Origin of the sequence: Microvirga makkahensis, assembly GCF_009830105.1 — a bacterium.
Taxonomy (GTDB): Bacteria; Pseudomonadota; Alphaproteobacteria; order Rhizobiales; family Beijerinckiaceae; genus Microvirga; species Microvirga makkahensis.
Window position 1 is genome coordinate 1 of the sequence record NZ_WURB01000048.1, and the last position, 14,460, is coordinate 14,460.

At 62.1% G+C, this 14,460-nt stretch carries 4 protein-coding genes and 2 pseudogenes; 2 read left to right on the forward strand and 4 right to left on the reverse strand.

Going from position 1 to position 14,460, the window contains the following annotated elements; translation table 11 throughout:
- A partial coding sequence (locus GR328_RS25750) for an autotransporter-associated beta strand repeat-containing protein (protein ID WP_160888511.1) occupies window positions 1–5,682 on the reverse strand: 5,682 nt, incomplete at its 3' end.
- A 315-nt stretch (window positions 5,683–5,997) separates the two neighbouring features.
- Here GR328_RS25750 and GR328_RS25755 point away from each other — a divergent pair.
- Window positions 5,998–7,038, forward strand: coding sequence for a helix-turn-helix domain-containing protein (locus GR328_RS25755; protein WP_160888512.1), 1,041 nt, complete (start codon window positions 5,998–6,000; stop codon window positions 7,036–7,038).
- A 136-nt stretch (window positions 7,039–7,174) separates the two neighbouring features.
- On the opposite strand, the pseudogene GR328_RS25760 reads toward GR328_RS25755, so the two are convergent.
- The 3 genes and pseudogenes from GR328_RS25760 to GR328_RS25770 form a co-directional block, all read right to left on the reverse strand.
- A pseudogene (locus tag GR328_RS25760) lies at window positions 7,175–7,261 on the reverse strand (integrase core domain-containing protein); the annotation flags it as partial.
- A 1-nt stretch (window position 7,262) separates the two neighbouring features.
- A pseudogene (locus tag GR328_RS28700) lies at window positions 7,263–7,939 on the reverse strand (DUF6384 family protein).
- A gap of 676 nt (window positions 7,940–8,615) precedes the next feature.
- Window positions 8,616–11,972, reverse strand: coding sequence for a PAS domain S-box protein (locus GR328_RS25770; RefSeq protein ID WP_160888514.1), 3,357 nt, complete (start codon window positions 11,970–11,972; stop codon window positions 8,616–8,618).
- 747 nt (window positions 11,973–12,719) lie between these two features.
- On the opposite strand from GR328_RS25770, the gene GR328_RS25775 reads away from it, so the two are divergent.
- Window positions 12,720–14,213: a tetratricopeptide repeat protein gene (locus GR328_RS25775; protein WP_160888515.1), complete on the forward strand. Its 1,494-nt coding sequence runs from the start codon at window positions 12,720–12,722 to the stop codon at window positions 14,211–14,213.
- Window positions 14,214–14,460: the final 247 nt, after the last annotated feature.

Consider the following 14,460-nt stretch of genomic DNA (forward strand, 5'->3'; position numbering starts at 1 on the left):
GGCGGCGCTGGCGTGAACCTCGCCGGAGAGCGCGTCGAAGGCCTGGCGCGCCCCGTCGACGCTCTGGCCGATCACGGCGTCGAACACGCGGTGGCCGTTGCCAAGGGCTTCAACGGCATCGGCCGTGCTGGCCTGGTTCATCGTGACGGCGACGTGGGAGAAGGGCAGCGGCTCGGGCTTGTCGGGCGTGCCAGGGGTATCGGGCGTGCCAGGGGTATCGGGCGTGCCAGGGATGTCGGGCGTGCCGGTCTCGTCGCCCCCGTCGTCATCGGCCGTCTTGCGGGCGAGGGTGAGCACGACCACGGCGGGATCGTAGGTCAGGGAGGGCGTCAGGAACGCGAAGTTCGAGGTGACGGCCGTGAAGCGGCCCTCCACGCCGTTCTCCGCTGTCAGGATCCGGTAGGAGGTGGCCGGACGGTAGATGCCGTTCTCCGCCAGCACCCGCACGGTGCCGCCGGAGAGCGTGGCCTTCCCGGCCGCCGAGATGCGGTCCGCGTTGCCGGCCGGATCGACTTCGACCTCGTAGATCGAGCCGGGGCCGAAGCCGACATTCCCCGCGACCTTCAAGGTGCCGATCGAATTGCCGGGCGCTATGATCGAATCTGACTGAGCAACAAGCCCTCCGATCGTGCCCGATCCACCAAGCGTTGCACCGGTGGCGACGGTTACCTCGGAGACGAGCGAGCCGTTGGCCTTGAGGCGCCCCTCCCGCACGAGCGTGCCGCCGGTATAGGTGCTTGCACCGGTAAGATTCAGGGTTCCTTCTCCGGCCTTGATGAGTGCCCCGCCTGTTCCTCCGGCCAGGCCACCATCCCGGAAGCTCCCCGCGAGCGTGCGGTCCTGAGCGTCTCCTCCGAGGACCAGGGTCGTGGACCCGAGATCGACGTTCCCCGCTCCGCTGAGGGCATGGATGGCCATGGTTCCCCCGTTGCGTCCACTCAGGTCGAGGGTCGCCCCATCGTTGTTGACGATAGTGGCAGTGCTTGCGTCCGAGGAGCCCGAGAAGTGGACCGTGCCACCGGCCTCGTTGGTGATGGCAGAAACGCCGGCCGAACTCCCGTCTGAGAAGGCGAGCAGGCCGTATCGCCGATTCAGAAAACGAGCGCGGGCGGCGGTGGCATCGCCCGTGAACTCGATCGAGGAAATTGCCACGTTATCTGTGCCTTCGTTGACGAACGTGGCATCCTGGGCGGAGGCCTTCCCAAAGCTGATCGTGCCCCCGTTGTTGTTGTTGAACTCGGCCCCGTCGGCGCCTGAGCCGTTTTGGAAGGCGATATGGCCAGCATTGTTGAGGAACCTGGCGGTACCAGCCGACGCATGGGACTGGAAGGTGATCTGGCCGCCGTTGTTGCCGATCGTGCGGCTGCCCGCGCTGACCCCGTCGCCGAAGCGAAGGTGCGAGGTCGCTCCTGCAACTTCAACGTTGCCTTGGCCGAGGGCGCGGTCGCCATGGGCTTCAAGCATGCCGCCAGCGACGAGGGTGCCGCCCTCGTAGGTGTTGTCGCCGGACAGAACGAGCGTGCCGCTGCCTGTCTTCGCGAGGCCACCCGCACCCGCAATGGTGCCCGAAAGAGTTGCCGTGGGGCCTGCCACATCGATGATGCCGTTGCTGCTCCCGAGGGCGATCGAGCGTGACGACGAGAATGCTGACGTCGTCCGCAATGTCCCGCCGTCGATGGTCAGCCCGCCCGTGGAGGCGCCTAGGTTGGAGTCGCCGGACACCTCGACCGTGCCGCCCGCCAGCAGCGTCCCGCCCTCGTAGGTGTTGTCACCCGACAGGACAAGGATGCCGCCGCCGGTCTTGGCAAGCCCGTTCGTTCCCGAGATCACGGTCTCGACCGTGGCGGTCATGCCGCTGTTGACCTGGACTACCCCTTGAGTGCCATTCGCGGTCAGCGATCCGCCGTTCTTCGGCCGCAGGATGTACCCGTTTGTCTCGAAGCGCAGGGTCTCGAAGGATTGCTGCCCCTCGACTCTAACAGTACCGGAAGTTCCGGCAAAAATGGCCGTGCCGTCGTTCCAGACGGCACCGTCCTCCCAGACGGTGTCCGGTCCCCAGACGCCGTCGCCGGACCAGGATTGATCGCCGGCGGCTTTGGCGACTACGAGACTGACGATGCCGTCCTTGCTGACGATCGACAGGTTCTCGGCCTTGAAGCCCAGAGGAATATCGGCGAAGGCGAGGCCGGCATCGGCCAGTGTACCTCCGTAGCCGATCAGACCGTAGGTGCCGAAGCCCAAGTCCGAACTGCCAGAGATGCGCAGGGTGCCGTCTAGGTTCAGGTTGCCGAGGACGGAGAAGACAGGGGCGTCGATGGGCGCGCCGAATCGGATGTCGAGGTTCGCGCCGCTGGCGAGCGTGAGCTCCCCCATAGTCAGGGACGGCGCTCCCGAGGCACCCACAAGGGTGCCGCCATCGGAGACTGTCACCGTGCCGCCGACTTGCCCCGAACCCTTCAAGCGTCCTTCGCTTCCAACCGTCACGGAACCGTCGATGCGGCCGTTGTTGGTTAGTGTCGCCTGCGATCCTAAGGATGCGCCGCCCACGACGGTCCCATTGTTGGCGAACGTGCTTCGGGCATCCAGCGTCACCGTGCCGACGACGCTGCCGTCGTTGACAAGGGCTGCCTCGGATCCGACCGACACGGATCCTCCCACCATGCCGTTGTTCGAAAACGTAGCTCTGGCACCAACGGAGACTGGACCCGCAATGCTGCTTTCGTTGGTAATGCGACCGTCGGCGCCGACGATCACGTTGCCTCCGATGCTGCCGTGATTGGTCAGGAATGCCGCGGTTTCCGCCGTCACGTTGCCGCCGACGCTGCCGTTGTTCGCGAAGGCGCCTCGGGTACCAATCGAGACCTCTCCTGCGATGTTGCCGTCGTTCGTAAGACGTCCGTCGGCGCCGACCATAGCGGTGCCGCCGATCCGTCCGGACAAGCCGATGGTCACGTTAGATCCGACCGCGAGACGCGCCTGATCGCCCAGATTGCCGTTGATGGAAACGGTGCCGGAAGCGGCCTCGACGGTTCCGGCGAACGAACTGTCGCCTGTCAGAACAAAGCTGTGATCACCCGCGTAGCGCAGGGTGCCGGACCCAACCAGCGCACCCGCGAAGGTCGTGTCCGCGGGCGACGACACGCTCAATGTCGTCGATCCAAGGTCGATGGCGCTGTTCGCGTCGGCCGACACGAGCGAGATGGTCTGGTCACGGGCGGCGGTCCTGAGGGTTGTTCGCTCACCCGAACCATCCAGAATGACCGCCGTCGAACCGAGTCCGGTATCGGGACCGAGAGCGACGGTTCCCCCCGCGACGGTGAGACGGCCCGTGATGGAGATCGGGCCATTCAATCCCCAGGTTCCCGTACCAACCTTGGTTACGTTCCCGGTGCCATCGATGCCGCCGAGATAGTCGTAGCTTCCGTTCCCCGAACCGATCTCGAGATTGGTGCTCGCCAGGCGAACGGTCCCGCGCATTCCGCTGAGACTGCTCAGGCTGATCGTGCCGCCCGTCGCCAGTTCCAGGGTACCCGCCTCCGACAGGTTGACCCCGCCGGATCCCGCAAGGCTGCCACTTCCCTCAAGGCGCAGCGTGCCCTGCTGGATTTGGGTGTTCCCCGTGTAGGTGTTGACGCCATTAAGCGTCAGCGTGCCGGCTCCTGCCTTGGTCAGCCCGCCGTCGCCGGTGATCGCGCCGGAGAACGTGGTGCTGTTCCCGCCGCTCACTGAAAGACGCGTCTGATTGGCAAGGTCGACCCGGCTTCCTGCGCCCCCGGCGAGCCCCTCGAGTGCGACACCGCCGCCGGACGCGTCGAACTCAGCCATGGCACCGGCCTGGACATTTAGCGTCGAAAGACTGAGGTTCCCTCCGGTTCCCTTGAAGGCCAGCTTGCCACTGTTGATGTTGATGTCGCCGTCAAGGCTGGCGTTCTGGTCCAGCGTCAGCGTGCCTTGGCCCCTCTTCGTGAACGTGCCCGATCCCGTGAGTGTGCTCGAGAGCGTGACGGTTGCCAGCGCTTCGACCACCTCGATGCCACCGGCCCCCGAAACGCTCACGCTCTTGCGGAGCGTTCCGAACGACGTTCCCTCGGTCCTGAGCTGGCCACCCGCGAGGGTGAGCTGGGAGCTCTCCGCCCCCAGGTTGACGGGACTGGAAACGGCGAGGGTGCCACGCTCGATAGTGATCGAGTCCGCAGCCGTGTTGATGCCTGTGAGTCGGAGCGTGCCGGAGCCGACCTTCCTCAGCGCGCCCGATCCCGAGAGCGTCCCGGATAGGGTCAGCGCATTCGCACCTGTATCGATCGTTGCCGATCCGGAACCATTCAATGCAATGCTGTTGGACAGTGCAAGATTGCTGGAGCCTGCGAGAAGAGTCGCCCCACTGTTGACAACGAGGCCGCCTGTGCCGAGAGCCGTGTTCGAGCGGACCTCAAGGGTGCCCGCATTGATCCTGGTGCCGCCGCTGTAGGAACTGGCGTCGGACAGGACGAGCGTGCCAGCACCTTCCTTAATGAGCCCACCGGCGCCCGAAAGATCGCCCCCTTGCGTGGCTACTCCGGCAGGGACGATCAGCGCTCCCCCCCCACCACTCAATTCGAGCGGGTTATTCAGTGCAATACCGTCAGCATATTCCAAGCTGCCTCCGGCGACCTGAAACCTGCCCCATCCGGCGACCAAGTCGTTATCGATGCGCAGCGTTCCGCCAAACAGATTGAACCGGCCGCCGAACCAGTCGTTTTCGTTGATATTCGCACCTTTGAGGACCGTCCGCCCAGCGTAGTGATCGATGTCGCCGTACCCAAAGACGGGGGTGCTGAACACGTAGTCCGTCGCAGTGTGATTGAAGACGAGGTGGCCGCTGTTAGAGACAGAAACGGCTTCGATCGTGCCGGGGGCATCAGGAGCATCACCGGCCTTCGATCCGATGATGAGCGCATTGTTGTTGTCACCAATCCGGACATGCCCTGCGACACTGTCGAGCAGGCTGAGGGCCCCATCCCTTCTCAGGACGACTGAACCACTGCCTAGCCCGCCGATCCTCAGGTCGCCGCCCGTAATCAGCCACTTTGACCCAGCATCGGAAATTGTGACGGTTCCGCGGCCTGAAGAGCCGTTGCCTAGCCGGCCGGCTCCACTCGTGACCTCGCCTCCCTCTACGATGACCAGCTCGCCGCTATTCCGTTCCCCAACCCACAGCGTGTCGTCGGCGGTGAGCCTTCCCCTAACGGCGACCTGACCGGAAGCTCCGGATTGATCGCTATTGCCAAGGAAGATATTCGACGCGTGTACGGATCCAAGCGATCTGATCGACAGCTCGCCGGGCGCTTCTCCTCCGATCACGAGAGCATCGAAGATGCGCCAGCTAGCGGGCAGCCCGCCGTCTCCGACGAATGCGCGTCCATAATCAAGGTATCCTACGGTCGCGACCCCATAGTTCTCGAGGACGGCACCGCCGGTGAGCGTCAGGTCGGCGGGGTAGCCGCCGTACCATCGGCCGACGCCTACGATGCTATAGAGGTGGGTGCCACCATCCAAGGTGATCGGGGTGTGGTAATCGACGTACAGCTCCGGATAGTCACCTGCTTCCTGAGTGTGGGCTGCGGTCACGCCGACCAGGGCGGTCGAGGCCAGGAGAGCGAGCCTGAGCATCGTGCGATAGGCACACGTTTGAGTCCGGGACACTGAACTTGCCCGGGAATTCAACAAAAGCCTGGTATTCTCCGACGGACGCTGCATTATTCTTGTCTCGATCTTCTCTGGTCTTCTGAGGCCTTACTCCAATCCGGCAATGAATTTTCATCCGGACCTTTCAGACTGCATGAACGACCCCATCCAAGACCCATCGCCGGCGCCTGCTGAGAACATTCATGCAGCAGCGCTTTTACTCTGAAATCGTGCAGCGGCACTTGGCTTTCTATCCCAAAATTCCTATCAGGTTTGTCTGAGCGTCCCATCTTCGCTCCACAACCTGCCTGGCACTTCGGATGAGAACACTAGATGGCTGCCAAATCCCCTCTCCCGCACTCTCGATTCTCGACCGCTGCGTTTTCGCCGGAGGACCGCTTTGAGTGCTGGCGGGAAACGCTTTCGGTCTTCTTTGAGCCGGAACTCGTGGCTGGCGCCGATATTGAGACCTTCCACAGCTCAGTGGAGGGCTTCCACCTTGGCGAGGTGCTTGTCGGCGCTATGCGCGCCGATGCCCAGCGCTATGTGAGATCCCCAAGCACAATCCGCAGGAGCGGCGTGGATCATTATCTCGTGCAACTCTACCGCTCGGGTGGATATGGTGGCGACGTCGGTGCTGGGAGCATCTCGCTGCTCCCGGGCCAAGTGTCGATCCTGGATTTGGCTCGTCCTCTGACAACGCAAGCCAGCACCTCTGATGTAATCAACATTGTCATCCCCCGTGATGCCCTCACCTCGATGCTGCCTACCGGCTTCAGTTTCGATGGCGTGGTGCTTTCCGGCAGCGCCGGCAGCCTGCTTGGCGACTACATGGAATCGCTTCTGAGGAATTTGCCGAGGGTGACCACGGCCGACGCACCACACTTGGCTCGAGCAACGCGCGAGATAATCGCTGCGTGCCTTGCCTCGTCCCCGGATCTGCGTGAGCAGGCACGTCCGCATATCGATACGGTGCTTCAGGGACGTATCAGGCGCTACATTGAAGAACGTTTGACTTCGCCCGCTCTCTCGCCGGCCGCTATCACACGAGCGCTCGGAGTCTCTCGATCCCGCCTGTACCGTTTGTTCGAGCCCGTCGGTGGTGTATCGCACTATATTCAGAACCGTCGACTCCAGGCCATTTACCGCCTGCTTGCTTCGGATGCCCAACCGAGCCGCCTTGCAGATATCGCCAACACCTATGGTTTTGCCGATGGTGCGCATTTCGCTAAGGCGTTCAAGCGCCGGTTTGGCGTAAGCCCGAGCGATGTACGTGAAGCGTCCCGGCGATCAGGGGCTGCAAAAGGCGCCGTAGAGAGACCCGATTTCGATCAAGTATGGCTTGATGAATGGGTTCGGCGACTGCATGTTTGATCTGCCTCATTCTGAGCCACAGTGATCGGCGCGCCCTAAGGAAGGGGACCCGGCCGGGATTTTGGACCAGGCGCCTTGAGAACCTGCTGCATGCTCGCGGATGTTGGTTTTGGCCTGCGATCGCCTCCAGCGTCATCGGTGCGGACGGCCGGTAGCCGAGCGATGAATGGGGATGGACGCAGTTGCCGTGATCCCTCCAGGATTCGATCATCACCTGGGCTTCTTTACGAAGCATCCCCTTCCAAAGCCGAGATGTCGTAAGCGCGGCCCAATGTGACAAGCACCGCCCTCTGCCGGGCCGCTTCGGCTACGCCGAATTGGTAAGCGCCCCAGCCGAGAACGAGGAGCACCACGGCCATCAGGGGTGCGCGGCCGAAACGTCTGCGGCTGACCCGGACCCGCGCTACGATGCGGGCACAGCTCGGGCCGGGTGGGACATAGACAATACGCTGTTCCTTCAGGCCTGCACCCCTTCCAAGAGAATACGGTCGGGTACCTCAATGCGTTGGCCACGGGAGATCTCGCGCAGCCGTTTCAGAAGCTGAGCGTCATGTTCCTCCTCGCCGCGTGCACGGCCAACGAGGCTCTCCTGGTGGCGGAGCGTGCCCAGCACGTCCATCGCGAGCATCACCTCAGCGACGGTCAGAGACCACCTGTCGGGAAGGTTCGCAGGTGCCGGAGCCAACATCTCGGACATTGGCCGGCAGCGTCCGTCCTTCTGGAGGCGCGCGATGCGCCTATTGCCGTCCTCGACGGCGTCGCGGAGCTCCACCGGGTTTTGCCCCGCGAGCCGCCGCATCCCGCTGATGATCCCCTGCGAATGTTCCTGGTACGCGATCACCGAGTCTACGAGCTTCCTGACCGCATCGGCTCGGATTGTCGGGCCGTAGATTGGCAGCATCTTGTCCCGTGCTTTGCAAAGAGCGACGAACGGCTCCTCGGTTCCGGCCTGCTTGAGATGAGTGTCGTGGGGTTTCTGGATGGCTACCGAGCTCTCCAAGGCCGCGCCCCCCGGGCCTGTAGTCGTGGCCCGAGACCAGACCTGTGTACTTCGGCGGGACGAGGATACTCTGCATTGTCCCCGCAGCGCTCCAGCGCCTGCGCCGGGAAAGCCACATTGCGCGGTGCCGAAATCCGGTGGGATTGATCATGCCACGGCTCTTATGCCACTTGCCGCTTACCAAAAGTTGCCATGACATCACCGATGTGCGTCCGTTCCCATCCCCGGTTTCGGATCGCTCCTGCTGCCTGGAGCCCGCAGGCTCGTGGAACAAGCTGGGACTGTCTCACGGAGACTTTCGATTTATGAGGATTACTTGCTCATCGGCGTCAGCAGCTGACAACGGGGTTAGTACCGATGTGTAAAGCAACTGCCGATCACTACAGGGCGCGCTGAACTCCAAGACACAACGAAATGCGCAACAACGAACGGTCAAACTGTCATTGCACCGGCAAAAGGAACTGCAGGGAATAAGGCAATGTGCAAATTTAAAATGCTCTATTCCCGCAAGATGATGAGATCATATACGCAGATTTCTGCAATCTATAACATAGCTTGTACCCGGAAGTCGCGTTCTTCAGTATTCCTTGCGACCGGCCCATGAGGAAATGAAGCGTGGGACATCGCTGCCGGGCATCGGCCGGCTAAAGTAATATCCTTGGCCCATATCGCACCGTCCATTGCGCAGGAGAGCCGCCTGCTCGGCCATCTCGATCCCCTCGGCCACGACCCGGATGCCAAGATTCTGGCCCAGGCTCAGCACGGCTTTGACGACAGCGGCATCGCTGGCGTCCGTCTCCATGTCGCTCACAAAGGAGCGGTCGATCTTGAGGATATTCACAGGAAACTGCTTCAGATGCGACAGGGATGCATAGCCTGTACCAAAATCGTCGAGCGCGATGGTGACGCCCTCCGCGTTGAGCTTGCGCAGAGCCCGCTCGACAAACTCCGAACCGTAGCCAAGGAACACGCCTTCAGTCACCTCGACCTCGAGGCAGCTCGTCGGAATACCGGTCCGGCTCAATTCCCTGAGCACCTGCTCGGCATAGTTGTCACGCCGGAACTCGGCCGATGAGGCGTTGATCGCAATCCGTCCGGTCTCGATGCCGGCATCCAGCCAGTCGCGGATGTGCTTGAGCACGCACGAGCGCATGCGCTCACCGATGGCAATGCCGAGATCCGTGTCGTCGAAGGCGGGGGCGATCGCCGCCGGTGATTGAATTCCGGTCCGTGGGTGGTGCCAGCGCAGCAGAGCCTCGAACCCGGCTAGCGCGCCCGATTCCAGATCGACCTTGGGTTGATAGAACGGGACGATCCAGTCGAAGGCGACCGCTTGCCCTGCTACCTCCAGGGCCGACGCGATCTTTTGCGAATCCTCGCGCATCGCCGCCCGGAACATCGTGAACACGCTCCGCCCGGCTGCCTTGCTGTTGTACAGGGCAAGATCCGCCTGCTTGCGCAGCTCATCCGGCGTTATGTTGATCTCGGGAATTGTGATCGTGCCGCCAATACTGGTGCGGCAGTCAAGGACATTACCACTGAGCGTAAGAGGCTCACGCATATGAGTCAGAATGGCGTTGGCTACAGAGGGGACATCATTCTCGCTTCCAACATCGGGCAGGAGAACGGCGAATTCGTCCCCGCCCAGCCTGGCAACCATGCCGCGGGTGCCCACGACCTCGCACAGGCGTTGCGCAAAGCCTTTCAGGAAAGCGTCTCCCATGTCATGTCCGAACTTGTCGTTGATCTGCTTGAAATGGTCGACATCCATCGCCAGCAGACCGACCCTGCGCTGTGTCCTGGATGCTTCGCCGAAAGCCTTCTGGATTTGCTCCTGAAACAGCCTGCGGTTGGGCAGGGCGGTCAGCTCATCGTGATGTGCAGCCCAGCGCAGGCGTTCTTCCGCTTCCTTTCTGGCGGTGATGTCTCGTGAGATGCCAATAACGCCAATGGTCTCATCATTCTTGCGCCACGGCACCTTGACCGTGTGGACGTATCGGCGATTGCGCTCGTCTGCAAAATACTCCTCAACGCTCAGCTTGCTTCCGCTCGCTAGTACGCGCTGGTCATCGCGGTGGTACTTCTCCGCAAGGTCGGCGGGGAACAGATCGTGATCGTTCTTTCCGAGAACCCTCGTGCCGCCGAACTTCCTGTTCGCGATCGCGTAGCGTCCGCTCCGATCTTTGACGAAGATCAAGTCGTCCACGCTGTCGATCACTTCTTGCAGGAGGTTGTGGGCCTCTCGGGCGTGTTCTTCGGCCAGTTTACGGGCGCTGATGTCCTCGGCAACCGTGATAGTGCCAACTATGCTTCCTGTTTCATCACGGACATAGGAAACATTGACATTGCACCAGACGACAGAGCCGTCGGGGCGCACATACCGCTTCTCCAACTGGAGCGGCTCACCGGTTTGATTGTGTTCTTGGAACAGCGGCGCTTGCCACTCGATATCCTCAGGATGGGTAAACTGTGCGAGTGAGATGCCGTCGAGTTCATCAGGGGATCGGCCGAGGATCTCGCAGTAACGCTGATTGACCATGAGCACGCGATTGTTCCGATCATGGTGCAGAATACCGACGACCGTCTGGCTGAACACGGTCTGGAGTTGCTGCTCACGCGCGCGCAGGGCCAGGGCCGCCTGCTTATGGTCATGGATGTCTTCGGCCGACCCGTACCAGCGCACGATGGCACCGGAATCATCGCGCCGGGCTGCGGCGCGGGCCCGGAACCACCGATAGTTTCCATCGGCCAGCCGTAGCCGGTATTCGGTATCGAAAGCCTCGCCGCTCGCCAGGGCATCCGCCCACCGACGCATTGTCGGTTCGAGGTCATCAGGGTGCAGCGTCTTGGCCCAGCCCTGGCCGAGCGTCTCATCACGGGACATCCCCATCAGATCGCACCAGCGTTGGGAGATATCGAGAATATTTCCCTGCGCGTCCGCAATCCAGGGAATCTGGGGGTTCAAATCGACAGAGTAACGGTAGTGCTCCTCGCTCTCGCGCAGGGCAGCTTCGGCTTGCTGCCGTTCCGTGATGTCCAGGGCGGAGCCGACATAGCCCTGGAAGGTCCCATCGGCAGTGAAGCGCGGCTGCCCGATGTCGATCACCCAGGCCCAGGACCCGTCGGCCCGTCGGAGACGATACTCAGCCTGATAAGGCTCTTGATGCGCGCTGGCGCTGATGAAAATCTGCTCCACCCTCCCCCGATCGTCAGGATGAAGGGCCTTCAGCCACCCGTATCCAAGCGCCTCTTCATAGGTCTGCCCGGTCACCTCAAGCCATAGCTTGTTGACGAATGTGCCTTCGCCGCTCGGATCGCTCATCCAGATCATGACCGGTGCGCCATTGGCCAAGTTCCGGAATCGCTCCTCGCTCTCCCGCAGCACCATCTCCGCGCGCCGGCTCTCGGTGATATCGAGAATGGACACGATCAGAAAGGGTTCCGGGCCATTCGGCCCCGGAACGGTGATAGCGCGCTTGCGGGTTTTCAGAAGGCGCACGCTGCCATCGGCTACGGTTAACTGCTCCTCGATCTCCTTCTCCCGGCCGGTTGTGAACACCTCGTCGTCATCGGCCCAGTAGGCCCGCGCTTGCTCCTCTGGAACGATATCGGGATCGGAGCGGCCCAGCGTCTCGGCACGGCTGCGCCCCATAAGCGCGCACATCGCATCGTTCATCAGCAGAAAGCGGTGATTGCGATCCTTGACAAGCAGCGGGTCAGGTAGGCCATTCAGCAGACTTTCCAATACATCCAACGAGTTGTTTGGAGGCCGGACTTCAGATGCGCCTGTTTCCGGCGCCGGAGATTTATCGGAGATTCGAGAGGGCTTACTGATCTGCCCCATGCCGCTGGCTGCCACCGTGCTCAGTCCTAATGTTTCATCGTTTGGAACTGCCTCTTCGTTGGAAAACACTACTTTTGTCGATTGTTCCATTAGACCAAATGGCGCCACCGGCTCTTCTGCGGATTTCTCTTGACTTATCAATCGGATAGAAGCTCACAAGTTGCCGCTCTGGGCCCTCAAGGCCGTCGCGTTCTTCCCCACTGAGCGCATGAGACTTCGCTGGCTGCAATGTTCGTGATGCAGGAGTGCCTGTTGTGGCCCGGCTCAACCAATGGTCGCATGGCAGCGGCGATCTACAACTTGCCGAGTGGGACTGATTGGCCATTCCCGTTCCTGAGGCATTCGATCCCCGCGCCCCCCCTCGGGACAGAGCGCTTATAACCTGTCACACTGACGAGGCGGGTAGCCCCTCGTTCTGCCGCTCAGACTTGCAAGGAATTCTGTCCGGTTCATCCTCTTCAGAGCTTTGGCATCGGCCATCCGATGCGCAAGAGCACACAATGTACTCCAAACTGCTCCGAAGCGTCGCGTGAAGAAGTTGGGCGCTCGTCCGCCATTCCACGATGACCACAGCTGGGACACAAAACGAGCCTTGAGGAAGGTCCGCCGACCTCGCAGCTCCAGACATCTGACCTACTTCCGGAACGTGCCGCGAGCCGACCTTGGGATCGGCCGTGGACAGGCGCGGGATGATCTCCGCCCTTAGGGTGGCCAGGTGCCGCTCGTTTCCAGCCTCAACTGCACATCGCATCAATATGCAAGGCTCACCAAAGCCTGCCCGTGTAATCCTGCACCGAGCGAACTCGCTCCAGGCAACTATAAATCAGGCCCTTTTCCATGACGATCATCCAACTTCCTGACGTCGGCGTGACGATGGCGCTGGTGTCCACCCTGCAGGCGAGCCTGCCGGATTTCGGCCGCATCGTCGATCAGCACGGGCATCCGGCTACCGCCCTGCGACAGCTCGGCCTCGTTCATTGGGAGAACGGACGCTTCGATACAGCTGCCCGGACATTCGCGGCGGCGCTCTCGCTGGCTCCGGAAGATCCCGACCTGTGGCGCGACCTGGCAAGCGTATACAGTGCGTCGGATCGGGACGAGCTGGCCCTGACGGCGATCCGCAAGTCCCTGGAGCTCGATCCGCTCAACGCCCAATCCTGGCAGACCCTCGCCAGCGTGGGAGACCGGCTGGACGACACGGAGATGGCCGAGGACGCCTACCGCCGCACCATCGCTCTCAATCCGGAAGCCCCGGCGGCTCATCTCGGGCTCGGCCTGCTGCTGTTCAGGAAAAAGCACTACGAAGAGGCGCTCGCCGCCTTGCGCGTCTCCGTTGCGCTCGATCCTGTCAACGGGGTGGCCCACTATGCCCTTGGCCACCTATCCTTCATCGCGAACGATTTCGCGGGCTGCGCACGAGCCTTCGATGAGGCCGTGCGCTTGGCCTTGCCGCTCGATCCACTCACCCGGCAGAAGCGGGCTCGGGCCCTGACATTCCAGGCCATGATCGAGGGCCGGGTTCATGAGGCCCTGCAAAATTACAACGTCATCGCAGGCGAAGATCGCGAGGATCTCGACATCATCACACGGGATGCCTTTTCGGTTCTCAGCGCCACCGGTCATCTCGAAGTAGCCGCCACTATCGGCCGGATGCGGCTTGCCGAGAAGCCCCACGATCCGGTCCGGCGCTATCTGCTCGATGCCGTTCTCGGGCAGAGCATGAATGCCGCTCCAACAGACTACATTGAAACCTACTTCGATCAGTTCGCGCCCCAGTTTGATAGCAAGCTCACCGATACGCTCCAATACAACGCCCCGCGCCAGATGGCGCAGCGCTTGGCCGCGCACCGGGCCAGCTTCCGGCACATGCTCGACTTAGGGTGCGGCACAGGACTGGCCGCCGCGGAGCTGCAGCCGCTGGGCTCCGCATTAACTGGGGTCGATCTTTCTGCAGGCATGCTGGCAGAGGCGGACAAGCGCGGTGGATACACCGAACTCGTCAAGGCCGAAGCCGTCGCCTATCTAGCGGGGACGGACAACCGTTTCGATCTCATCTTCGCGGCGGATTCGCTGATCTATTTCGGCGACCTCGGACCTCTCATGCGGGCCGCGGCGGGCGCCTTGGTGCCGGGAGGCCTCTTTGCCCTGAGCGTCGAGCTCGACAGCGGAGATGGCGTCACCCTGCAGCCCTCCGGCCGGTTTGCGCATTCGCTCAACCACCTCAAGGCAACAACCTCCGACTTCGTCATCCTGGAGATCATCGAGAGCAACATCCGGCTTGAGGCAGGGCGTCCAGTGCCCGGCCTCTACGTCCTGCTAGAAAGGCGCTGACCAACCGCAGAACCGTTGCTCCACGCGTCGTAAGCGTTGGTGACGAGGACAGGCCGAGAAGCTCGAAAATGCTGAATCTCTGCAAAGGGTCGGTCAGTGGAATTCGGTCACTGACAGGAACGTCCGGTTTTCCTGTTCGAAGCGGATGTTCGGCCCCCGTCCGGAACGTGCCATGAGCGGACAGCAGATTCCGGTCGAGGAGCATGGGACCTCGACCGGGATTGTCCGGAGGATCAAGGCGGCCGTT